The sequence below is a fragment of the Streptosporangium sp. NPDC020145 genome, from assembly GCF_040631275.1.
Classification (GTDB): Bacteria; Actinomycetota; Actinomycetes; order Streptosporangiales; family Streptosporangiaceae; genus Streptosporangium.
Genome location: NZ_JBEXZT010000004.1, coordinates 239,555 through 262,422, shown reverse-complemented (window position 1 = coordinate 262,422; position 22,868 = coordinate 239,555). Strand labels below are relative to the sequence as shown.

Sequence of the window (22,868 nt, the reverse complement as noted above, 5' to 3'; positions counted from 1 at the left end):
AGAACAAATGTGGCGGCCCTTTGGGAGCAAGATCAAATGACGACAGATTTCCCAATTTCTCGCACTTGTCCTTTTTCTCCGCCGGACGAGTACGAACGGCTCCGCGAACAGGCCCCACTCGTCAGAGCCAGGATCGCCAGAGGCGAGGTCTGGCTGGTGACCCGGCACGCCGAGGCGCAGCAGGTGCTCAGCGATCCCACGGTCAGCACCGATCCGGCGTCCCCCGGCCATCCGATGCCCGCGATGCGGCCCGACGACCCCTCCGAGGAGGAGCTGGAGATCCGCAGGAGGTTCCAGGCCGGCCAGTTCATCGACATGGATCCGCCGGAGCACAGTCTCTACCGGCGAATGCTGATCCCCGAGTTCACCGTGCGACGGGTCAAGGAGATGCGCCCGGCCATCCAGGAGGCCACCGACCTGCTCATCGACGACATGCTGAAGGCGGGCTCCCCGACCGACCTCGTCGACGCCTTCGGCTTCGCCCTGCCGTCCATGGTGACCTGCGCGCTCCTCGGCGTCCCCTACGCCGACCGCGACTTCTTCCGGGCCAGGACCCGCAAGATGATGGACACCGGCGTCGGCTCCTCCGCCGACGGGATCGCCGCCGCCATCGAGGTCTGGCACTACCTCGACAAGCTGATCACCGAGGCGGAGAGCGAGCCGGGTGACGACCTCATCGGACGCCTGGTCACCGCGCGGCGGGAGACCGGCGAGCTGACCCACGACGCCATGGTCGGCATGGTCTTCCTGCTGCTCATCGCCGGGCACGAGACGACCGCGAACATGATCCCGCTGGGCGTGCACACCCTGCTGCGTCACCCGGACCAGCTCGCCGCCCTGCGCGCCGACCCCACCGGCTGGCCCCTGGCCGTCGAGGAGTTGCTGCGCTACCACTCGATCGTCGACTGGGTGGGCTTCGACCGGGTCGCCACCCGGGACATGGAGATCGGGGGCCAGGCCGTACGGGCCGGGGAGGGCATGTTCGTGCTCGGCGCATCGGCCAACCGCGACCCCCGGGTCTTCGACCGGCCCGACGACTTCGACATCCGCCGGGGCGCCCGCAACCACCTGGCCTTCGGCTACGGCGTCCACCAGTGCCTCGGCCAGAACCTCGCCCGCGCAGAACTGGAGATCGCCTACCGCGCCCTCTTCGACCGCCTGCCCGCTCTCCACGTCATCGGAGACGACGACGACCTGCCCTTCGACTACGACGGGGTGGTCTTCGGCACCCGCGCCTTCCCCGTGGGCTGGTAGCCCGTACGGGGCGGCCTCAGGAACGCCGTTCAGGCACCGGTTCGCTCCAGCCGCTCCTTGGCCGCGGCCGGTTCGGCGGGCACCTCACGCCGCAGCCACCGGGTGATGTCGGCACGTTCGTCCCCGGTACGGGTCATCCGGTGACCGGTCCGGGGGCCCGGGGGTTCGGACCCTGAACCTGAGTCATCCTCCTGGCGAACCCACCGGACGACTCCGACCCTGTCGTCGATGACGGCGCAGGCGCGAGGGTCCGGAACCTCTCCCGCCGCCCGGCGGACGAGAGCGCGTGCCTCACCGTATGCCAACGCGGTGTCCTGCGGCATGTGCGCGAAGATACGCGACCAACGGACCCCGGAGCCGTCCTCGTCCCCCGGCCGTCCCGGTCGGGGAGCCACGGCGTGGGAGGTTCCGGGCCTCGACGGCGGTCACCGGAAACCGCCTTTACAAAGTATGGTGAGCCCGTTCCGGGGAGGGTTCTCTCCCCGGTCTGACGAGCGCCTCTCCCAGGCCCGCTCCACCGGTCTCATCCGGATGAGATCCGGGCGCGCACCTTCCCGGCCTGTGGGCCCGTTTCGGTCCACAGGCCGGGTTACAGGCCGGGCTTCCGCGTTCGCCCTGTCAGCAGGGTGCCGCCGCGTAGAGGGTCCCCGCCTGGGTGGTGATGCGGGAGGCGGCGTCGGCCCAGGTGGTGCCCAGGGGGTTGAGGGTCAGCACCACCATGATCTTCCGGTCGTTCGCACAGAGGGTCCCGGAGGTGTGCATCGCGGGGCTGGCCAGGTCGACGCTCGCCGTACGGGCGGACGGGCTCCGCGTACCGGCCGCCACCGGGCACCGCGGGTCCTCGTCGAAGGCGGACCAGCCCTGCTTGACGGCCCAGGGGGCGGAGACGGCGCGCGGGATGCCGAAGTACTGGTCCCAGCCGTCGTCCGCGCACCGGGTGGCCTGGCGCAGGTGCCCCATGATGAGGTTCCTGAAGGACGGGTCCGCTCTCTCCAGGATGTAGCGGTAGATCTTCACCACGTCGGCGGCGCTGATCTCGGTGTAGCCCCACATCCCCCGGTCGGCCGGTGGCGCCGTGTCGGTCAGGCCGATCTTGGTCACCATCCGGCTCACGATCGTCTCCCAGCCGCCACGCTCCCACAGGGCGCTCGCGGCGTTGTCCTTACTCGAACGCAGCATGCTCTGCAGCAGCTGGGCGTCGGCGGTGGGCACCGCCGTACCCGGGCCGAGGGTTTCGAGGTAGTCGAGGGCGATGAGCAGTTTCACCAGCGAGGCGGAGCGGAACCTCTTGTGCTCCTCGCTGCGCACGGACGTGCCGGTGACGCGGTCGTAGACCATGTAGGCGGTCGAGCGATCGGCGGGCAGCGACGGGCACTGGGCGAGCCTGGCGTCGTCCGGGTCCAGTGAGGTGTTCAGGTAGAGCGCGGGCACGAAGCCGTAGCCGTGCCGCTCCGGGTTGCTCACCACCCGGTCGCCCTGGGTGTAGTACCACACGTTGTTGCCACCGCCGTGCTGCTGGCCGCGCGTCCAGCACAGGAACCAGCTCTGGGCGGTGTCCATGACCCCCACCTGCGGCGACGAGCCGTCCGGGGTGGCGTGGACCGGGGCTCCCGTCTGGTTGCCGCAGACGGAGTCCTCGGTGAACGTGTTCGGGAAGATCCCGCCGCCATGGCTGACGCCTGTACGGTGCTGACACACCTGGGCCTGAGCGGCGGAGGTGGGTAACAGGGCCAGGGCGGTGGCGACGAGCACACCGACGAGCAGCCCGCTGAAGACTCGCATGGGTTCCCCTCACTGGTTGAAGGGCGTCGCGTCCCGTGCGCGTCACCGGAACGCGCGCCCGTCCCCGATGGGTTCACGTAATCACGACCGGGAAACCCCGACAATCCTTGATCCAGCCATAAACCACAGGTTTCCCGACATATCGGAACGCCAGCCGTGCACGAGCGCCGCAACCCCTCTTGGACCTTTCGTGAATTTCGTCGGACTTTGTGGCGTTTGCCGGTCGGGTAGGTAGCCGATGGACCCCGGCACCGTACCGCCGACCGGGCCTGACCCGGCGAACAGGAGATCCACATGCCCCTGCACAAGGTCACCTCCTGGGACGACGTGTACACCTCGCCGCTGAGCGAACGGCCGCTGCCGAAACGCCGCCTTCCCGACTCCCCCGCCGAACCACGCGCGGTCTACGACCTCGTCAGCTCGGAACTCCTGCTCGACGGGAACTCCGCGCAGAACCTGGCGACGTTCTGCACCACCTGGAGCGACGAGGAGACCCATCGTCTGATGGATCTCTGCCTCGGCAAGAACATGATCGACAAGGACGAGTACCCGCAGACGGCCGAGATCGAGTCCCGGTGCGTGCACATCCTGGCCGACCTGTGGAACTCCCCCGACGGCATGGGCACGATGGGCTGCTCGACGACCGGGTCGAGTGAGGCGGCGATGCTCGGGGGGCTGGCGCTCAAGTGGAGATGGCGCCGTCGCCGCCAGGAGGACGGCAAGCCGGCCGACCGCCCCAACCTGGTCTGCGGCCCGGTGCAGGTCTGCTGGGAGAAGTTCGCCCGCTACTTCGACGTCGAGCTGCGGCAGGTGCCGCTCGAACGTGACGCGACCGGTCTGCGCCCGCACCAGCTACGCGACTACGTCGACGAGAACACGATCGGCGTCGTGGCGATCCTGGGCGTCACCTACACCTGCGACTTCGAACCGGTCGCCGGCATCGCCGGCGAACTCGACGCGATCCACACCGAGACGGGACTGGACGTGCCGATCCACGTGGACGCCGCCAGCGGCGGGTTCGTCGCCCCGTTCGTCCAGCCCGACCTGCCGTGGGACTTCCGGCTCGAACGGGTCGCCTCCATCAACGCCTCCGGCCACAAGTACGGCCTGGCGCCGCTCGGCGTCGGATGGATCGTGTGGCGCTCCGCCGACCTGCTGCCGAAGGACCTGATCTTCGACGTCAGCTATCTGGGCGGTGAGATGCCGACGTTCGCCCTCAACTTCTCCCGTCCCGGCGGCGAGATCGTCGCCCAGTACTACACGATGCTGCGGCTGGGCCGGGAGGGATACCGCAGGGTCCAGCAGGCGTGCCTGGACACCGCGCGGTTCCTGGCCGACCGGATCGCCAAGATGGGGCCGTTCGAACTGCTCTACGACGGCCGGGGCGCCCTGCCCGCGGTCTCCTACACCCTGGCCGGTCCCGACCCCGGCTTCACCCTCTACGACCTGTCCGAACAACTGCGCGCCAGGGGCTGGCAGGTTCCCTCATACCCGCTGCCGCCCGACCGGCAGGAGACGGTCGTCCAGCGGGTGCTGATCAGGCACGGCATCGGCCGTGACGAGGCCTCCCTGCTCGCCGAGGACATCCGGCGCTGCCTGGACCGGCTCCACCGGGGCGGCGGGGCGGAGCACAGGCCGGGGTTCCACCACTGAACCACGGGCCGGGGCTCAGCCGCCGGACAGGCGCCGGTGCCAGGTGAGCGCGGAGGTGTCGGTGAGCGAGGCGATCTGGTCGACGACCACCCGCAGCCGCCCGGCGTCGGTCTCCGCCCTGGTGAAGGCGGGACGCAGCGCGGGCTCCAGGGTGAGCGGCGCGCCGAGCATGATCAGGTGGGCGAGGTCACGGACGATCTCACGCTGCCTGGCCTGGTTGGCGCTGTGCGCGTCGCTGGTCATCACGTAGTGCGCGGTCAGCCCCTTCAGCAGGGCGCATTCGAGGCGGGTGCGCCGGGGGACGACCAGGTTGGCGCCGTGGCGCCCCGCGGCCTCGCCGTACGCCTCGCGGGTCGCCTCCTGCGCGGAGCGGCACAGGTGGCCGATGAGGGAGCTGGTGAGCGCCTTGGTCGCGACGAGGTCGGCGAGCGTGCCGTCGAAGTGCCGGGGCCACAGCGGCAGGGCGAACAGCCCGCCGAGGACGTCGTCGAGCTCCGCGGGCTCGGCGTCGGGGGCGTACCAGGCACGGGTCGTCGCGCAGACGCCCCCGCGCTCCGCCGGGTCGCGCAGCACCTGCGGCATGACGGCGCCGGAGTGCAGGGCGTCCTCCAGGTCGTGCACCGAGTAGGCGACGTCGTCGGCCCAGTCCATGATCTGGGCCTCGAAGCTGACGCTGCCCTCGGGGGCGCCCCGCCTGATCCACTCGAAGACCGCCATGTCCTCGGGGTAGGCGCAGTACTTGGGGCTTCGCTCCCTGGTCCAGGGATACTTGGTCGCGGCGTCCAGGCAGGCCCGGGTGAGGTTGAGCCCGGCGCTGCGGCCGTCCTCGGTGAGGACCTTGGCCTCAAGACGGGTCAGCAGGCGCAGGCTCTGCGCGTTCCCCTCGAACCCGCCGCACCCGGCGGCCAGTTCGTTGAGGGCGGTCTCCCCGTTGTGCCCGAACGGCGGATGCCCCAGGTCGTGGGCCAGGCACGCGGTCTCGACCAGGTCGGGGTCCCTGCGCAGGGCCTGGCCCATCTCCCTGCCGATCTGCGCGCACTCCAGGGAGTGGGTCAGCCGGGTGCGCGGGATGTGCTGCCCGCTGCCGAGCGTCTCCGCCGGTCCGACCACCTGGGTCTTGGCGGCGAGCCTGCGCAGCCCCGCGCTGTGCAGCACCCGCGCCCGATCTCGTTCGAACGGGCTTCGTTCGGGGTTGCCGGGCGGTTCCGGCACCCATCTGGCCTGGTCATGCTCGTCATAAGCGTGCATAAGTGCAGTGATTTTATCCAGGAAAGGTGCCACCTATGCGAAACGTCGTGGAAACACCTGGTGACTCCTGGAAACCCCGGCCTCCTCCAGGGAGGAGGCCGGGGCGCACGATCCGTCAGCGGGTGTCCGAACCCGTGCTCACCAGGGCCGCGCGGCCCGCCTCAAGACGGGCGACGGGGATGCGGAACGGCGAGCAGGACACGTAGTCGAGCCCCACCTGGTGGCAGAAGTGGATGGAGTCCGGGTCGCCGCCGTGCTCGCCGCAGATGCCGAGCTTGAGGTCGGGCCTGGTCGCGCGTCCCTCCTCCGCCGCGATCCGCACGAGCCTGCCGACTCCGTCGCGGTCCAGCGACTCGAACGGCGAGACGCCGAAGACGCCGAGCTCCAGGTACTTGGAGAAGAACGCCGCCTCCACGTCGTCCCGGGAGAAGGCCCAGGTCATCTGGGTCAGGTCGTTGGTGCCGAAGGAGAAGAACTCCGCGGCCTCGGCGATCTGCGCCGCGGTCAGCGCCGCCCTGGGCACCTCGATCATCGTGCCGACCAGCGCCTCGACACCGACCTCGGCCAGGATCCGCCGCGCCTCGTCCCTGACGTGCTCCAGCTCCTGGACCGCGCCGACCAGCGGGATCATGATCTCGGCGCGGGCGCCCTCCACGGCCTTGGCGGCCTCGGCGATCGCCCTGACCTGCATGGCGAACAGGCCGGGGATGACCAGGCCGAGCCGTACACCGCGCAGGCCGAGCATGGGGTTCTGCTCGTGCAGGCGCTTGACGGCGGCCAGCACCCTGCGGTCCTTCTCCTCGGCCTGGTCCCCGGCGAGGGCCACCTTGACCGACAGCTCGGTGTAGTCGGGCAGGAACTCGTGCAGCGGCGGGTCGATCAGCCGGATCGTGACGGGCAGGCCCGCCATCGCCTGGAAGATCTCCACGAAGTCCGCCTTCTGCAGCGGTTCGAGGGCCGCCAGCGCCCGGTCGCGCTCCTCCTCCGAGGAGGCCAGGACGAGGTCCTCGACCAGCTGCCTGCGGTCCCCGAGGAACATGTGCTCGGTACGGCACAGCCCGATGCCCTCGGCGCCGAACCTGCGGGCACGGGAGGCGTCCTCGGCGTTGTCGGCGTTGGCCCGCACCTTCAGCCGCCTGGCGGCGTCGGCGTGGGTCATGATGCGGTGCACCGCCGTGACCAGCTCGTCGTCCTGGTCGGTCGCGCCCTCGAAGTACTCGACGACCGGGGAGGGGACGACGGGCACCTCGCCGAGGTAGACCGCGCCGCTCGATCCGTCGATGGAGATGACGTCCCCCTCGGAGACCACGACGCCGCCGGGGGCGGTGAACCTGCGCTCCTTGGTGGAGACCTCAAGCTCCTCCGCGCCGCACACGCAGGTCTTGCCCATGCCCCGGGCGACGACCGCGGCGTGGGAGGTCTTGCCTCCCCGGCTGGTGAGCACGCCCTGGGCGGCGATCATGCCCGCCAGGTCGTCGGGGTTGGTCTCGCGGCGGACCAGGATGACGGCCTCTCCCGCCGCGGCCAGCTCGACGGCCCGCGCGGAGGAGAAGACGGCCTTGCCGACGGCGGCGCCGGGTGAGGCGTTCATCCCGGTGGTGATCCTGGCGCTCTTCGCGTCGCCGTCGAAGCGCGGGAACATCAGCTGGGCCAGCTGGGCGCCGTTCACCCGGGTCACGGCCTCGTCGAGGTCGATCAGGCCCTGGTCGACCAGCTGTACGGCGATGCGGAAGGCCGCCCCCGCCGTCCGCTTGCCCACCCGGGTCTGCAGCATCCACAGCTTGCCGCGCTCGACCGTGAACTCGATGTCGCACAGGTCGCGGTAGTGGTTCTCCAGCGTCTCCATGATCTTCATGAGCTCGTCGTAGACGGACTTGTCGATGCGCTCCAGATCCTGCAGCGGCATGGTGTTGCGGATGCCCGCGACCACGTCCTCACCCTGGGCGTTCTGCAGGTAGTCGCCGTAGACGCCCTGGTGGCCGCTGCCGGGGTCGCGGGTGAAGGCGACGCCGGTGCCCGAGTCCATGCCGCAGTTGCCGAACACCATCGAGCACACGTTGACGGCCGTGCCCAGGTCGGCGGGGATGCGCTCCTGACGGCGGTAGAGGACGGCGCGCGGGGCGTTCCACGACTCGAAGACCGCCATCACGGCCATGCGCATCTGCTCGTGCGGGTCGGCGGGGAAGTCCTGGCCGGTCTGCTCGCGGACGATGCCCTTGTAGGTCTCGACCAGGCGCTGGAAGTCGGCGGCCTCAAGCTCCAGGTCGTCACGGCCGTTCTTGAGCTCCTCCAGGGCCTCGTCGAACAGTTCACCGTCGATGCCCTGGACGGTCTTGCCGAACATCTGGATGAGGCGCCGGTAGGAGTCCCAGGCGAAACGCTCGTTGCCCCCCGCCTGCTTGACCAGGCCGTGCACGGACTGGTCGTTGAGCCCGATGTTCAGGACGGTCTCCATCATGCCCGGCATGGAGAACTTGGCCCCGGAGCGCACGCTGACCAGCAGGGGGTCGTCGGCCTGGCCGAGACGCCTGCCCATCCGGCCCTCCAGCGCGGCCAGGTGCCGGGAGATCTCCTCCTCCAGCCCCTCGGGGAGCCCGCCGTCCTCAAGGAAACGGCGGCACGCGTCGGTGGTGATGGTGAAGCCGGGGGGCACCGGCAACCCGAGATTGGTCATCTCGGCCAGATTGGCCCCCTTACCGCCGAGCAGATCCTTGAGATCTTTGTTGCCCTCGGTGAAGTCGTAAACGTACTTGGGCACGGTTGCTCCTTCTGCGACTTCAAATGACGTGTGGTCCCGCCTTGGTTGGACTCTACCGACGCAGAAGAAGACGAAACGCCACCCACCCCACGAAAGAGCGTTTGCCCAGGTAGAAGGCTACATAGCGGTCTAATCCAATTTAAATGAGCAGCAAAGCCGCAGTGATATGGACCACCCCAAGAATTGGTATAAACCAATTGGTATAAACCAATTGTCTCAGCATTCAAACGCGTTCACGGAGGGTTCAACCCATGCTGTATGGGGTACGGAACGGCCCTCCCGCGCATCCGATGTAACGCGCGTCACACACGCTCCCGGGGTCACACGGGAAACGACCGGGTCCCGATTGTCGAAGATCTCCTGGCTCACCCCGGCTTCGCATGGGATTGTCACCTTTGTGATGAGTAGTGGCGAAGCGAGGAACGACCACCCCTGGGCCAGGCCGGACAGCCGCGAGGAGGAACGACAGACGGCCAGGCCGCCGTGGGAGGCGGGACGGCCCGGCTGGGCGGCCCGCGCCGGGGAGCAGGCCGGCCCTCCGAAGCGGGCCGTGCGGACGGGACGCCGTACGAGAAGGGTCCTCGCCTGGGTTCTGACGGGGACGCTCGCGCTGGCCGCCCTGCTCGCCGGCCTGGCCGTTCTCGTGCCGCGTCTGCTGTCACGCCCCGGGCCGGGCGTCCTGGCCTCCTCGGGCCCGGCCTCCGCCGAACGGTCACAGGAGCCCGGCGCCGTCACCTACATCGACGACGTCCGGCTCGGCACCTGCGTCAACGAGGTCTCCGACAGCACGACCTCCGACAAGAACAGCGGAATCCTGCCCCTGGTGAGCTGTTCGGCACCGCACGACGGCGAGGTGCTGGCCAGGTTCCTGTTACCCCCCGGGATCTGGCCGGGCGAGGCGAAGGTGCGGGAGACGGCCGCGCGGGGGTGCCGGGGACGGCTTGAGCCGCTCTTCGAGAACAGTCCCGCCGGAGACCGGCTGGCCACGCTGGCCTTCGTCCCGTTACGGGAGGAGTGGCCGGAGGACCGGCTCGTGGTCTGCGTCGCCGTGCATCAGGGGGTCGCGCCTCTGGTCGGGCCGGTCGTCCCGGGCGGCTCCGGGCCTCAGGACGCCGACCCCCCGCGGACACAGACGGCCCCCGCTCCCGTGGTCGCCGGGGCGGGGGCCGGGTGGGTCAGTCGTTGAGGTGCTGACGGAGGTAGGCGTCGACCTTGTCGAGGGCCACGCGCTCCTGGGTCATCGAGTCGCGCTCGCGGATGGTCACCGCGTGGTCCTCAAGGGTGTCGAAGTCGACCGTGACGCAGAACGGCGTGCCGATCTCGTCCTGACGACGGTAGCGACGGCCGATGGCGCCCGCGTCGTCGAACTCGACGTTCCACCGGCGGCGCAGCTGGGCGGCCAGGTCCTTCGCCTTCGGCGACAGGTCGGCGTTGCGCGACAGCGGCAGCACCGCGACCTTGACCGGCGCGAGGCGGTGGTCGAGCCGCATGACCGTGCGCTTCTCCATGACGCCCTTGGCGTTGGGCGCCTCGTCCTCGGTGTAGGCGTCGATCAGGAAGGTGAGCGTGGCGCGGTCGACACCGGCGGCGGGCTCGATCACGTAGGGGACGTAGCGCTCGCCGGTCTCCTGCTCGAAGAAGCTCAGGTCGGTGCCGGAGGCCTTGCCGTGGGCCGTCAGGTCGAAGTCGGTGCGGTTGGCGATGCCCTCCAGCTCACCCCACTCGCCACCGGTGAAGTTGAAGCGGTACTCGATGTCGACGGTCCGCTTGGAGTAGTGGGAGAGCTTCTCCTTGGGGTGCTCGTACAGACGCAGGTTCTCCGGGGTGATGCCCAGGTCGGTGTACCAGCGGAAACGCTCGTCGATCCAGTACTGGTGCCACTCCTCGTCGCTGCCCGGCTTGACGAAGAACTCCATCTCCATCTGCTCGAACTCGCGGGTGCGGAAGATGAAGTTGCCGGGAGTGATCTCGTTGCGGAACGACTTGCCGATCTGGCCGATGCCGAACGGGATCTTCCTGCGCGCCGACTGCTGCACGTTGAGGTAGTTGATGAAGATGCCCTGCGCGGTCTCCGGGCGCAGGTAGGCCAGGCCGGACTCGTCCTCGACGGCGCCGAGGTAGGTCTTCAGCAGGCCGCTGAACTGCTTGGGCTGGGTGAAGGCGCCCTTGTTGCCGCAGTTGGGGCAGGTGATGTCGGCCAGGCCCTCGGCGGGCTGCTTGCCGTGCTTGTCGGCGTAGGCCTCCTCAAGGTGGTCGGCCCGGTAGCGCTTGTGGCACGACTGGCACTCGGTCAGCGGGTCGGTGAAGGTCTCCACGTGGCCGCTGGCCTGCCACACCTCGCGGGCGAGGATCACGCAGGAGTCAAGACCGACGACGTCGTCGCGGCCCTGCACCATGGTCTTCCACCACTGCCGCTTCACGTTGTTCTTGAGCTCCACCCCCAGTGGGCCGTAGTCCCAGGAGGCCCGGAGGCCACCGTAGATCTCGCTGGAGGGGTAGACGAGCCCACGTCGCTTGGCGAGGCTGACGATGGTGTCCATGATGTCCGTACGGCGTGCCATAAGGGAAAATCTCCATCCGGCTGGAGGTCGGCGAGGAATTGGTCGAGACCCCAGCTTAGGGGAGCCGCACCTGCGCCAGACGCGCATTGCCCCCACGCCGCCCGTGCGGCGGGTCCTACGGACGTTCGGCGTCCTCGAAGGCGCTGGGCTCGTTGAGCATCAGGGGCATCAGCGGGTACATCGCCATCCTGGCCGCGCCGAGCGCGCGCCGGTAGAACCCCGCCCCCTCCCACTCGCTGACCAGCGCCCACAACTCGGGCTCGTCCACCGACCTGACCACGCGCCCGCGCACGTATCCCGGCTGCCCCGCCAGGGTGTCGACGATGTCGTGCGCCTGGGCGAGGAACTCCCCGGTACGGCCTGCGGGCACCGAGTAGCGGATGAGAGCGAGCATCCGCCCAGAATGCCAGAGCCCGGCCCGCCGCCGCGCACCGGTGCGGGAGCTGCCGCCGGGAGGGGTCACGGCGTTAGGCTCGGGCCGTGGCCGAAAAACGCCGTGAGCGCCCCGCACACCCGATGGCCAGGCCCCGCCCCACCCGGGGCGCGGCGAGAGGCCCCCGTCCGCTGCCGCCCGGCGAGCAGTTCTTCACGCCCGGAGCCACGGGGCTGCGGCGCGAGGTCGAACGGCGCAGCGCGGCCCCGCTCGTCTTCCTCTTCCAGCTTCCCCGCTGGATCCTGCCGGTGGTCCTGGTGGCGTTGCTGCTGGCCGGGTTCGCCGTGCCGTCCTTCCTCGGCGGGATCGCGGTGTTGCCGGTGATCGGGTTCGTCGGCTGGCTGGCCTACATGTCGTGGCCCTCGCTCGGCGTCAGGGGGCGCGTCCTGCGCGTCGCCCTGCTGACCTTCCTGCTCCTGCTGGTCGCCGACAGATTCGGGGCGTTCTAGACGATTTTGACAACCATTTTCATTTACGCGCATACTGGTGAGCATGATGTCCGGCTCCTCCCGACGTATGCACATGCGCACAGCAAGTCTGCTCGCCGCTCTCACCGCCGTCCTCACCGTCACCACCGCCTGCGGCTCCGGCCAGGCAGGACCGGCCGGAGCACAGGGAGGCAAGACCGACATCACCGCGGCCATGTACCCCCTGCAGTGGCTGGCGGAGCGGATCGGCGGCCCCGACGCCACCGTCACCACCCTGACCAAACCCGGAGTCGAACCGCACGACCTCGAACTGTCCCCCGCCCAGGTCGCCGGCATCGAGGCGACCGGTCTCGTCGTCTACGTCAAGGACGTGCAGCCCGCGGTGGACGAGGCCGTCGAACAGCACGCGGCCGGCCGGGGCCTCGACGTCGCCTCCCTGGTCAAGACCATCCCCTCCTCGGCCGGGGAGCAGGGCGAGGGTGAGACGGGCGACGCCGCCCACGACCCGCACGTCTGGCTCGACCCCTCCCGGATGGCCATGATCGCCACCAAGCTCGGCGACAGGCTCGCCGAGGCCGACCCGGCCCACGCCAAGGGCTACCGGGACCGGGCCGCCGCGACCGTCGCCGACCTCACCACCCTGGACGGTGAGATGTCACGGGGCCTGAGCGGGTGCTCCTCGACGGCGATCGTCACCAGTCACGCCGCGTTCGGCTACCTCGCCGACCGCTACAAGCTCCGCCAGATCGGGATCAACGGCATCGACCCGGAGGCCGAGCCCTCCCCCGCCCGGCTCGCCGAGGTGGCGAAAGTGGCCAAGCAGGAGAAAGTGACTACGATTTTCAGTGAGGCCCTCGTCAGCCCGAAGGTCGCCGAGGTCCTCTCCACGGAGATCGGCGCCAAGACGGCCGTCCTGGACCCGGTCGAAAGCCAGCCGGCGAACGGCGACTACCTGTCCGCCATGCGCCAGAACCTCAGTGCGCTCCAGACGGCGCTCGGCTGCTCGTAAAGGCGACACGTGACATCCATCGAAACGGTTTTCAGCATGAGCGGCGGCCAGGTCAGCCTGGACCGCCGCCCGGTGCTCCGGGGCGTCGACCTGACCATCGGAGCCGGTGAGGTGGTGGCCGTGCTGGGCGCGAACGGCTCGGGCAAGTCCACCCTCATCCGCGCCCTGCTCGGCCTCGCCCCCCTGTCCGGCGGCACCACCCTGCTGTACGGCACGCCGCCCGCCCGGTTCAGGCAGTGGTGGCGGATCGGGTACGTGCCCCAGCGGCTCTCGGTCGGCGGCGGCGTGCCCACCACCATCCGCGAGGTCGTCGCCTCCGGCAGGATCGCCAGGCAGCGGCGCCTGCGCCTGACCGGCGCCGCCGACAAGGAGGCGACCTCCAGGGCGCTACAGGCCGTCGGCATGGCCGACAGGGCGGGCGACCCGGTCCAGGCGCTGTCCGGCGGGCAGCAGCAGCGGGTGCTCATCGCCCGCGCCCTGGCGGGCGAGCCCGACACCTTCGTCATGGACGAGCCGACCGCAGGTGTCGACGCCCAGAGCCAGCAGCTGCTGGCCGACACCCTGACCTCCCTGGTCGCCCAGGGCAAGACGGTCCTGCTCGTCGCCCACGAACTCGGCCCGCTCGAACCGCTCATCACCCGGGCCGTCGTGCTCAGGAACGGATTCGTGTGCCACGACGGCGCGCCGCCCCACGCGGTCGGCGCGCACGCGCTGCCCGGTCACGACCACGTCCACCCGCATGAGGCGGGCAAACCGCTGAGCTCGCTCGACTGGAGACCGACGTCGTGATGGACCTTCTGCAGTACGAGTTCATGCAGCGGGCACTGATCGCCGCGCTGCTGGTCGGCCTCGCCGCCCCGGCCATCGGCACCTTCATCGTGCAGCGCAGGCTGGCCCTGCTCGGCGACGGCATCGGGCACGTCGCCCTCACCGGTGTCGCGCTCGGCTTCCTGACCGGCACCGCCCCCGTGCTGACCGCCGTCGTGGTCTCGGTGCTCGGCGCGGTGGCCATCGAGCTGGTCCGTGAGCGCGGCAGGACGGGCGGCGACGTGGCGCTCGCCCTGCTGTTCTACGGCGGCATCGCCGGAGGCGTGCTGCTCATCTCGCTCGCCCCGGGAGGCAGCAACTCCAGCCTGCTGTACTACCTGTTCGGCTCGATCAGCAGCGTCAGCGTCGAGGACGTCTGGGTGATCGCCCTGCTCGCGGTCGCCGTCCTGGGCGTCGTCGTCTTCTTCGGCCGCGAGCTGTACGTGCTCTGCCAGGACGAGGAGGTCGCCAGGACGTCGGGCCTGCCGGTGCGTTTCCTGAGCCTGCTGATCGCCGTCACCGCGGCGCTGACCGTGGTCATCGCGATGCGCGTGGTCGGCCTGCTCCTGGTCAGCGCCCTGATGGTGGTCCCGGTCGCCACCAGCCAGCAACTCACCCGGGGCTTCAGGAGCACGATGCTGCTGTCCATGGTCTTCGGGATGGTTTCCACGGTCAGCGGGCTTACTTCCTCCTTTTATGTCAAGGTGCCATCGGGCGCCATCATTGTTGTCATAGCGCTCGGAGGGTTCGTCCTGGCCCTCGCGCTCGGTAGATTCGTACGCCGAAGCCGACCACAGGAGTCCAATCCATGAGCAGCAGACGCGATGCCGTCCATGACGTCCTCCGCCACAGCGAGGGCTTCCGAAGCGCGCAGGACGTCTACGCCGAGATGCGCGCCGAGGGCGCCAAGATAGGCCTGACGACCGTCTACCGGGCGTTGCAGGCTCTGGCCGACAGCGGCCACGTCGACATGCTCAGGACCGACGACGGTGAGTCCGTCTACCGCGCCTGCGCCAGCGGCGACCACCACCACCACCTCGTCTGCCGCCGCTGCGGCAGGACCGTCGAGGTCGCCGGGCCCGCGGTCGAGCGCTGGGCCGAGACGGTCGGGGCCGAGCACGGCTTCACCGACGTCACGCACACGGTCGAGGTCTTCGGCACCTGTGCCTCCTGCTCGACCGCCGCCAGGACGCACGCGGCGGTGAGTCACTCCTGACGACCGCCCCGGCCACGGCGTGGCTGACGTACCGTGAAAAGCCCCTCACGCCCGCGTTACGGGGGATAATCGTCCGAGACGGCGAGTCGCCGGACGCGCCCTCCCACGCCGAAACCGCCATCCTCAGGAGTCAACATGCCATTCGGACATGACATGGTGCACTCACTCGCGACCGTGGTCGACCTCATCAACACCTCCCCCGCCACCGGAGGCCCCGACAGGCTGACCGACCTGCGGGAGCTCGGTGAGTTCGTGGAGCGCCACCAGGTCAGCGGTGTCGGTGAGCTCTGCTCCTCCGACCTGAACCAGGTGCGCGCGGCACGCGAGGCCTTCCACAAGGTCTTCACCGCCCCCGACCAGGCGACGGCGGTCATCCGGCTGAACACGCTGCTGAGCGGGACCCGCATCACCCCGCGGCTGACCGAGCACGACGGACACCCCCTGCACGTCCACTACTTCGCCCCCGGCGCCTCCGTCGGCGAACACCTGTCGGCCGACCTGGGGGTCGCGCTGGCCCACCTGCTCGTCGAAGGCGAGTGGGAACGGCTGCGCACCTGCTCCGCGCCCGACTGCGACAACGTCTTCGTGGACGAGTCACGCAACCGCTCCCGCGTGTACTGCGACAGCCGCACCTGCGGGAACCGGATGCATGTGGCGGCCTACCGGGCGCGGCGCCGGGCGTAGTCCGCTGTGTCTCTTTGCGCCGCCTGGCGGCGGCGCGGGCTTGGGCGCTTTCGGGTCGGTGTCCTCCCTCGTCGCTCATCCGCTGCGCTCCTTCGCTCCTCGGTCCAGGCACCGACGCGCCCAAGCCGAAACCCCTCACGCACGGCGCCGGTGCACCCGGAGAGCGTTGGGGTCAGCGGACTTTGGCGAAGAAGGCCCGGAGGTCGGCGGCCAGGTCGGCCGGGCGGTCCATGGCGATGAAGTGGTGGCCGGGCGGATTGTCCTCCGGCCAGTGGAGGATGGTGTTGTGGCGCTCGGCCAGGCGGCGGATGCCGGGCGGGCCGCTGTAGACGCCGGTCGGCACGGCGGCCTGGCCCTGCGGCCAGCCGAAGCCGGTGCTCTCGTAGTACGGCCAGGCCGAGCTGCCGAAGGTTCCGGTGAACCAGTACAGGCTCACGTTGGTCAGCAGTTGGTCCCGGTCGATCACCTGCTCCAGCGGCCTGCCCGAGGCGTTGAACTCGTGGAACTTCTGCGTCGTCCAGGCCAGCGCCGCGACCGGTGAGTCGTGCCATCCGTAGGCGAAGGTCTGCGGCGCCGCGCGCAACAGCGCGTGGTGGTCGACGCCGTTCATCCAGTCCTGCTCCTGGAGCCGGGCGAAGGCCGCCCGTTCCTCCTCCGTCATCTCCGGCAGGTCCTTCTCCGTGGGGAAGCCGAGGCCGGCGAGGACATACACACCGGCCACGTGGCCCGGTGCGGCCCTGGCGACCTCCGGCGCGACGTAGGCCCCGAAGTCCCCGCCCTGCGCGCCGTACCGCTCGTAGCCGAGGTGGCGCATCAGCCCCACCCAGAGCCGCGCCACACGCGCCGCGTTCCAGCCGGTCCCGCGTGGTGGCGCGGAGAACCCGAAGCCGGGCACGGAGGGGACGACGACGTGGAACGCCTCCGAGGGGTCGCCGCCGTGGGCGCGGGGGTCGGTGAGGCGGTCGATGAGCCGGGCGAACTCCGCGAACGTGTTCGGCCAGCCGTGGGTGAGGACGAGGGGCAGGGCGCCGGGCTCGGCCGAGCGCACGTGCAGGAAGTGGATCTCCTGGCCGTCGATCTCGGTCATGAACTGCGGGAACGCGTTCAGCCGCGCCTCGTGCGCACGCCAGTCGTATGTGTCGCGCCAGTGGGCGGCGAGTTCCCTGAGGTAGCCGGTGGGAACCCCTCGGGTCCATCCTTCGCCGGGCAGCGGCCGGGGCCAGCGGGCGCGACCGAGGCGGTCGTTCAGGTCGTCCAGGTCGGCCTGGGCGATGTCGATCAGGAAGGGGCGGATCTCGGTGTTCATGGTTCTCCCGACAGGTCGTGGCGACAGGACGACGATAGGAGCCATGTAGGTCGGGACCTGTCCTACATGGTCGGGCATGCTGGGGGCCATGGGTGACACGTCCGCGCGGCTGCTCGAACTGCTGTCGTTGCTCCAGACCCCCCGTGACTGGCCCGGCAGTGAGCTGGCCGGACGCCTCGGGGTCAGTCCCAGGACCGTCCGCCGCGACATCGACCGCCTGCGCGAGCTGGGATATCCGGTCCAGGCGACGATGGGCGCGGCCGGCGGTTACCGGCTCGCCGCGGGCACGGCCATGCCGCCGCTGCTGGTCGACGACGAGGAGGCGGTGGCCATCGCCGTGGGCCTGCGCACCGCGGCCTCACATCCGGTGGAGGGCATCGAGGAGGCGTCCGTACGGGCCCTGGCCAAGCTGGAGCGGGTGCTGCCGTCCCGGCTGCGGCACCGGGTCGGCACGCTCGCCGCGGCGACCGTACCGATGGGCGCCGGAGACGGCCCGCCCGTCGATCCGCGGACCCTGGTGGTGCTCGCCGGGGCCGCCGCCAACCATGAGCGGCTGCGCTTCGCCTACCGGTCGGCGGACGGCACGGAGAGCAGGCGCCTGGCCGAGCCGTACCGCCTGGTGACGGCCGGGCGCCGGTGGTACCTGCTGGCCTACGACAACGACCGCGACGACTGGCGGAGCTTCCGTGTGGACCGGATCGGTGACCCGCTGGCGACCGGCGTGCGGGTCCCGGCCCGGGTGCCGCCCGAGCAGGACGCGGCCGCGTTCGTCACCGACAAACTGCACTCGTCCGCGCCCACGTACGAGGTGGTGGCGGTCCTGCGTCTTCCCGCCGAGGAGGTGGCCCGGCGGCTCGGCGGCACGGTGGGGCGCGTCGAGCCGGTCGACGAGGGCCGTTGCCGCCTGCGCGGGCCGGCCGACACGCTGGAGTGGACCGCGGCACGTCTGCTCATGCTCGGCTGCGAGTTCGAGGTGTGCGAACCGCCGGAGCTGGTCGCGTATCTGCGCGCCCTGGGCGCCCGTGCCACCCGCGCCGCCCGGGCCTCCCGGAGGAGGCACTCTCCGTAATTACCTATTGACTCAGTAGGAAATAAAGGTAGGTTTGCCTGTGGCGTTTCCCTGAGGAATGACAGGAGATTTCATGAGCGTCACCGACGAGCTTCTCGCCAACGCGGAGCGTTATGCCGCGGCGTTCGACAAGGGAGACCTGCCGTTGCCCCCGGCACGCGGTGTCGCCGTGCTGGCCTGCATGGACGCCAGGCTGAACCCCTACGGCCTGCTGGGGCTCACCGAGGGCGACGCGCACGTCATCCGCAACGCGGGCGGTGTGGTGACCGCGGACGAGCGGCGCAGCCTGGCCATCAGCCAGCGCCTGCTCGGCACGCGGGAGATCATCCTCATCCACCACACCGACTGCGGCATGCTCACCTTCACCGACGACGAGTTCAAGCGGCAGATCCAGGCCGAGGTCGGGACGAAGCCCGACTGGGCGCCCGAGGCCTTCCCCGACCTGGAGGAGGACGTCCTGCAGTCCATCAGCCGGATCAGGAACGACCCCTTCATCCCGCACACCGACTCGGTCCGCGGCTTCGTCTACGAGGTCGAGACGGGACGGCTGCGCGAGGTCAAGGCCTGACAGGACCGGGCCGCCCGCCCCTGACCCGGAAGGGGGCGGCCCCGGAACGCCGGTCTCAGGGGAGTGGGGCCTGCGCCACGGGGTTCGGCACGGCTCCGCCGTACCTCCTGTCACGCTTGGCGAACAGCTCGCACGCCTCCCAGAGGTCGCGGCGGTCGAAGTCGGGCCACAGGCGGTTCAGGAAGACCATCTCCGCGTAGGCCATCTGCCAGATCAGGTAGTTGGAGGTGCGCTGCTCGCCGGAGGAACGCACGAACAGGTCGACGTCGGGGATGTCCGGCTCGTCGAGATATCTGGCGAAGGTCTCCTCTTTGACCTTGCCCGGCTTGACCCTGCCCGCGGCGATGTCCTCCGCCAGGCGCAGCGCCGCGTCCACGATCTCGGCCCGGCCTCCGTAGTTGACGCAGAACTGCAGGGTCAGCGTCGAGTTGCCCTCGGTCATCCGCTCGGCGTCCTGCAGCTCCTTGATGACGCTCTTCCAGAGCCGTCCCGGACGGCCCGCCCAGCGCACCCGCACCCCCATCGCGTTGAGCTCGTCCCTGCGGCGGCGGATCACGTCGCGGTTGAAGCCCATCAGGAACCGGATCTCGTCCGGCGAGCGCTTCCAGTTCTCCGTGGAGAAGGCGTAGGCGGACAGGTAGGGGATGCCCAGCTCGATCGCGCCCTCGATCACGTCGAACAGCGACGACTCACCGGCCTTGTGCCCCTCGGTGCGCGGCAGGCCGCGCTGCTTGGCCCACCTGCCGTTGCCGTCCATCACGATCGCCACGTGCCGGGGCACGAGGTCGCGGGGGATGGGCGGCGGGGTCGCTCCGGACGGATGAGGCACCGGGGGACGGACGTTCACGTGGCGGGTTCCCTTTCTGCGCGCTCCCGCTCCACATGCCGGAGCGAGCGTATGCCGTGTTCGAGGTGCCATTGAAGGTAGGCGGCGACCAGGCCGCTGCACTCGGTGCGGTGCCTGCTCTCCGAGGCGTCCGCGCTCCGCCAGTCGCCCTTGAGCAGGGCGACCATCAACGCGATGGTCTCCCCCGCCGGTACGGCGGCGCCCGCCGGGCGGCAGGCCCCGCACACCACTCCCCCGGCCACGATGGCGAACGCCCTGACCGAGGTCGTCCTGCACCGGGCGCACTCCTCCAGGGCGGGAGCGTAGCCCGCGACGGCCAGTGAGCGCAGGAAGTAGGCGTCGAGCACGAGCCTGGCCTCGTGCTCTCCGGAGCCCAGCGTGCGCAGGCCCCCGACCAGCAGCAGGAACTGCCGCAGGGCCGGTTCCTTCTCCGCCATGATCAGCCGGTCGGCGGTCTCCAGCATCGCGCTGCCCGCCGTGTAGCGCGGATAGTCGGCCACGAAGGTCTCGCCGTACGGGCGGATGGTCTCGGCCTGGGTGATCACGTCGAGCGTGCGGCCGGTGTGGAGCTGGAGGTCCACGTGGGTGAAGGGCTCAAGGCGGGCGCCGAAGCGCGACATGGTCCGCCGCACACCCTTGGCGACGCCCCGGATCTTTCCGGTTCGCCTGGTCAGGACGGTGACGATGCGGTCTGCCTCGCCCAGCTTGTGCGTGCGCAGCACGATGCCCTCGTCACGGTACAGGCTCACCGGATCAGTCTAGATGGCACGGCGGCATGCCGGTCCAACCATGATCAACGGGAACGGAAGGATCACGAGTGCGTGTTGTTCACCTAAAACTCATTAAACTTTGGCCCCTGGCGAGTTCCCCATGCCATGTTTCACCCCATCCCTGTACGAAAGGGTGCCATGCCCCGCGTGGTCCTGCTGGGTTCTTCACCCGGCACCTCAACCGCTTTCGGCCAGCCGACGCCGCCCGCCGCGCTGACCCTGCCCGCGCTCCCCGGCTCCCCCACGGTGATCGGCAAGCTGCACGGACAGATCGCCTCCCTTGATCCCGCGCCGGTGACGATCGTCCGTTCCGGCGAGGCCGCGGCCCACCGGGGTCTTCCCGGCCGCCTCGTCGAGACCGCGAATCTCGCGGACGACCTGCGCGCCGTCGCCGACGCGGTCGAGGACGCGACGGAGAACCTGCTCATCCTCCCCGCGAACTCGCTGATCCACGACGAGCTGATCTACCAGATCACCAAGTCGAAACGCGGCGCGCTCGCTCTGATCACCAAGGAGCCCCGTGAGGAGGACGAGAACGGCGACTTCATCGTCCCCGACGTCCCGATCGACGAGGCGCTGCCGGAGATCGGCGACCGGAGCCTGGAGGGCCTGCCGGTCAGGGTGCGGGCGAGCAAGTCCCGGGTGATCTCGGTCGGCTCCGCCTTCCACGCGGTGACCCGTCCGAACTCCGTCCTGCTCGGCCCGCTGCACCTGCACCACAAACACGCGGCCACGCTGGCCGAGGCGGCCCGTGAGCTGGCCGACATGGCCCACCTGTTCGGCCCCGAGGACGACCTGGTCCAGCTCCTCGTCCTCGGCCTGGTACGGCGTGGCGTCTCGGTCGGCATCCGGGGCAGGCGCGACCTGTTCTTCCGCCGGTTGAACACCCCGGAGGAGGCCGTGCAGGCGGTCGCCGAGATGGCGGGGTTCGACGAGGACAGAGCCCGCCTGAACAACGCGGTCAAGGGCGCCGACGGCTTCTTCACCACCTACTTCGTCAGCACCTACTCGCGCTTCATCGCCCGCTGGGCGGCCAGGCGCGGGCTCACCCCGAACCAGGTCACACTGATCTCGATCGCGCTCGGTGTCGCGTCCGCGGCGTGTTTCGCGACCGGCGCGCGGCCCGGCATGATCGCGGGTGCCATCCTGATCTACTTCGCGTTCGTCTTCGACTGCGTGGACGGCCAGGTCGCGCGTTACGCCCGCAAGTTCGGCGTGCTCGGCGCCTGGCTCGACGCCACCTTCGACCGGTTCAAGGAGTACGTGGTCTTCGCCGGGCTCGCGATCGGCGCGGCCGTCTCCGGGGTCGGTGACGTGTGGACGCTGGCGCTGACCGCGATCGCCCTGCAGTCCGTCAAGCACCTGCTCGACTTCTCCTTCGGCGCAGCCAACCGGCGCAGGCCTCCCGCCCCGCTGCCCTCGATGCCGCTGTCGATCAGCCCTGACACCGAGCTGCGCGCGGCGCTGGAGCAGCGCAAGATCGCCCGTAGCGGCGGCATCCGCGGCCTGCTGAAGATGTGGAGCAAGGCCGGCAGGAACAGGGCCGTCTACTGGGCCCGCAAGATGGTCGTCTTCCCGATCGGCGAGCGCTTCGCCGCCATCGCGCTCGTCAGCGCCTTCTTCGACGCCAGGATCACCTTCATCACCCTGATCATCTGGGGCGGCGTCGCCACCGCCTACACGCTCACCGGACGCCTGATGAGGTCGCTCGCATGATCACCCAGCCGCAGACAACCCCCGCCCCCGACCCCTATCTGGAGCGGCTGCGCGTCCAGACCGCCCGGCTGCTCGCCTACCGCGACGACGGCCCGCTCGTCGCCGCGCTGCGCGGCCGGATCGGGCCCGGACTGCCCCCGGTGCCCGGGGCGCTCGCCGCGCTCGTGGTGATCGTCGCGGTCGCGGTCGCCGGGGTGCTGACCCAGGGGCCGATCCTGCTCCTGCCCGCCCTGGTCATGCTGGTCCTGGTGCTGCCGACGGCCGCCCGTGACCACCTGGGCAAGCTCGACTGGCTGGTTCCCCCGCTGATCAGGGCGGCCGAGTTCCTGACGATCATCCTCGTCGGCCTGGCCGCCGACGTGCCCAAGTGGCTGCTGTTCGTGCTGCTCTACGTGGTCGGCTACCACACCTACGACACGGTCTACCGGACGCGGCAGAGCATCTGGCCGCCCGACTGGGTGTTCAAGGCCGGTCTCGGCTGGGAGCTGCGGCTGCTGGCGATCGGCGCGGGTGCCGCGTTCGGCGCCGCCACCTGGGTCGTCGCCGTGCTCACGCTGTACCTCGGCGTGCTGTTCGCCGTGGAGAGCGTGACGAGCTGGGTGCGTCTGGACAAGGCCTCCGCGCTGGCCCAGGCCTCCGACGACCTTGAGGCCTCCCCTGAGGAGGCCCTTGAGCAGACGACGGGCGAGGCCGAACCCGCCTGATCCCGCTTCTCCAGCGAGGGCCGCGACGCGCGTCGCGGCCCTCGTGCTGTGTTAG

The 22,868-nt window shown here is 70.1% G+C and carries 21 protein-coding genes; 13 read left to right on the top strand and 8 right to left on the bottom strand.

What is annotated here, in order from left to right; all coding sequences use genetic code 11:
* Positions 1-36: 36 nt before the first annotated feature.
* Positions 37-1,254 (top strand): cytochrome P450, encoded by a 1,218-nt coding sequence (locus ABZ463_RS09370; RefSeq protein WP_362774728.1) that lies wholly within the window; start codon positions 37-39, stop codon positions 1,252-1,254.
* A gap of 618 nt (positions 1,255-1,872) precedes the next feature.
* Here the strand turns inward: ABZ463_RS09370 and ABZ463_RS09365 are convergent.
* Positions 1,873-3,036, bottom strand: coding sequence for a hypothetical protein (locus ABZ463_RS09365; RefSeq protein WP_362774725.1), 1,164 nt, complete (start codon positions 3,034-3,036; stop codon positions 1,873-1,875).
* 294 nt (positions 3,037-3,330) lie between these two features.
* On the opposite strand from ABZ463_RS09365, the gene ABZ463_RS09360 reads away from it, so the two are divergent.
* Positions 3,331-4,689: a glutamate decarboxylase gene (locus tag ABZ463_RS09360; protein ID WP_352008652.1), complete on the top strand. Its 1,359-nt coding sequence runs from the start codon at positions 3,331-3,333 to the stop codon at positions 4,687-4,689.
* Between the two features lie 15 nt (positions 4,690-4,704).
* Here ABZ463_RS09360 and ABZ463_RS09355 read toward each other — a convergent pair whose 3' ends face one another.
* Together ABZ463_RS09355 and ppdK are read right to left on the bottom strand one after the other, a co-directional pair.
* Entirely contained in the window at positions 4,705-5,937 is a 1,233-nt protein-coding gene (locus ABZ463_RS09355) for a deoxyguanosinetriphosphate triphosphohydrolase (protein ID WP_352008651.1), read from the bottom strand.
* A gap of 115 nt (positions 5,938-6,052) precedes the next feature.
* Positions 6,053-8,695 (bottom strand): pyruvate, phosphate dikinase, encoded by a 2,643-nt coding sequence (ppdK, locus tag ABZ463_RS09350; protein WP_362774720.1) that lies wholly within the window; start codon positions 8,693-8,695, stop codon positions 6,053-6,055.
* Positions 8,696-9,095: 400 nt separating this feature from the next.
* Between ppdK and ABZ463_RS09345 the strand changes: the two genes are divergently transcribed.
* Positions 9,096-9,881: a hypothetical protein gene (locus ABZ463_RS09345; RefSeq protein ID WP_352008649.1), complete on the top strand. Its 786-nt coding sequence runs from the start codon at positions 9,096-9,098 to the stop codon at positions 9,879-9,881.
* On the opposite strand, the gene ABZ463_RS09340 is transcribed toward ABZ463_RS09345, so the two are convergent.
* Together ABZ463_RS09340 and ABZ463_RS09335 are read right to left on the bottom strand one after the other, a co-directional pair.
* Positions 9,871-11,256, bottom strand: a complete 1,386-nt coding sequence (locus ABZ463_RS09340) for a glycine--tRNA ligase (protein WP_352008648.1) — start codon at positions 11,254-11,256, stop codon at positions 9,871-9,873. The genes ABZ463_RS09345 and ABZ463_RS09340 overlap by 11 nt on opposite strands.
* A 115-nt stretch (positions 11,257-11,371) precedes the next feature.
* Positions 11,372-11,650 (bottom strand): antibiotic biosynthesis monooxygenase family protein, encoded by a 279-nt coding sequence (locus tag ABZ463_RS09335; protein ID WP_352008647.1) that lies wholly within the window; start codon positions 11,648-11,650, stop codon positions 11,372-11,374.
* Positions 11,651-11,736: 86 nt separating this feature from the next.
* Between ABZ463_RS09335 and ABZ463_RS09330 the strand changes: the two genes are divergently transcribed.
* From ABZ463_RS09330 to ABZ463_RS09305, 6 genes are all read left to right on the top strand, one after another.
* Positions 11,737-12,138 carry a DUF6703 family protein gene (locus ABZ463_RS09330; RefSeq protein WP_352008646.1) on the top strand — a complete coding sequence of 134 codons (402 nt, stop codon included), beginning with the start codon at positions 11,737-11,739 and terminating at the stop codon, positions 12,136-12,138.
* Positions 12,139-12,211: 73 nt separating this feature from the next.
* A complete protein-coding gene (locus ABZ463_RS09325; RefSeq protein WP_352008645.1) occupies positions 12,212-13,126 on the top strand; it encodes a zinc ABC transporter substrate-binding protein in 915 nt (304 codons plus the stop codon).
* A 36-nt stretch (positions 13,127-13,162) separates the two neighbouring features.
* Complete coding sequence (locus tag ABZ463_RS09320) at positions 13,163-13,915, top strand: metal ABC transporter ATP-binding protein (protein WP_352009442.1); 753 nt, start codon at positions 13,163-13,165, stop codon at positions 13,913-13,915.
* Entirely contained in the window at positions 13,912-14,745 is an 834-nt protein-coding gene (locus tag ABZ463_RS09315) for a metal ABC transporter permease (protein WP_352008644.1), read from the top strand. The genes ABZ463_RS09320 and ABZ463_RS09315 overlap by 4 nt, the downstream gene beginning before the upstream one ends.
* Positions 14,742-15,149 (top strand): transcriptional repressor, encoded by a 408-nt coding sequence (locus ABZ463_RS09310; RefSeq protein WP_352008643.1) that lies wholly within the window; start codon positions 14,742-14,744, stop codon positions 15,147-15,149. The genes ABZ463_RS09315 and ABZ463_RS09310 overlap by 4 nt, the downstream gene beginning before the upstream one ends.
* Positions 15,150-15,284: 135 nt before the next feature.
* The gene (locus ABZ463_RS09305; RefSeq protein ID WP_352008642.1) at positions 15,285-15,833 is read left to right on the top strand and encodes a CGNR zinc finger domain-containing protein; all 549 of its coding nucleotides are present in this window, start codon (positions 15,285-15,287) and stop codon (positions 15,831-15,833) included.
* 172 nt (positions 15,834-16,005) lie between these two features.
* Here ABZ463_RS09305 and ABZ463_RS09300 read toward each other — a convergent pair whose 3' ends face one another.
* A complete protein-coding gene (locus ABZ463_RS09300) occupies positions 16,006-17,139 on the bottom strand; it encodes an epoxide hydrolase (protein WP_362774713.1) in 1,134 nt (377 codons plus the stop codon).
* An 88-nt stretch (positions 17,140-17,227) separates the two neighbouring features.
* Between ABZ463_RS09300 and ABZ463_RS09295 the strand changes: the two genes are divergently transcribed.
* Entirely contained in the window at positions 17,228-18,208 is a 981-nt protein-coding gene (locus ABZ463_RS09295) for a YafY family protein (protein ID WP_362774710.1), read from the top strand.
* Between the two features lie 73 nt (positions 18,209-18,281).
* Positions 18,282-18,776 (top strand): carbonic anhydrase, encoded by a 495-nt coding sequence (locus ABZ463_RS09290; RefSeq protein WP_352008639.1) that lies wholly within the window; start codon positions 18,282-18,284, stop codon positions 18,774-18,776.
* 55 nt (positions 18,777-18,831) lie between these two features.
* Here ABZ463_RS09290 and ABZ463_RS09285 read toward each other — a convergent pair whose 3' ends face one another.
* Together ABZ463_RS09285 and recO are read right to left on the bottom strand one after the other, a co-directional pair.
* Positions 18,832-19,623, bottom strand: a complete 792-nt coding sequence (locus tag ABZ463_RS09285) for an isoprenyl transferase (protein ID WP_352008638.1) — start codon at positions 19,621-19,623, stop codon at positions 18,832-18,834.
* Positions 19,620-20,372: a DNA repair protein RecO gene (gene recO, locus ABZ463_RS09280; protein ID WP_362774706.1), complete on the bottom strand. Its 753-nt coding sequence runs from the start codon at positions 20,370-20,372 to the stop codon at positions 19,620-19,622. Before recO ends, ABZ463_RS09285 begins: the two co-directional genes overlap by 4 nt.
* A gap of 159 nt (positions 20,373-20,531) precedes the next feature.
* Between recO and ABZ463_RS09275 the strand changes: the two genes are divergently transcribed.
* Both ABZ463_RS09275 and ABZ463_RS09270 read left to right on the top strand, forming a co-directional pair.
* The gene (locus ABZ463_RS09275; protein ID WP_362774703.1) at positions 20,532-22,109 is read left to right on the top strand and encodes a CDP-alcohol phosphatidyltransferase family protein; all 1,578 of its coding nucleotides are present in this window, start codon (positions 20,532-20,534) and stop codon (positions 22,107-22,109) included.
* Positions 22,106-22,813 (top strand): DUF5941 domain-containing protein, encoded by a 708-nt coding sequence (locus ABZ463_RS09270; RefSeq protein WP_352008635.1) that lies wholly within the window; start codon positions 22,106-22,108, stop codon positions 22,811-22,813. Before ABZ463_RS09275 ends, ABZ463_RS09270 begins: the two co-directional genes overlap by 4 nt.
* Positions 22,814-22,868 lie beyond the last annotated feature (55 nt).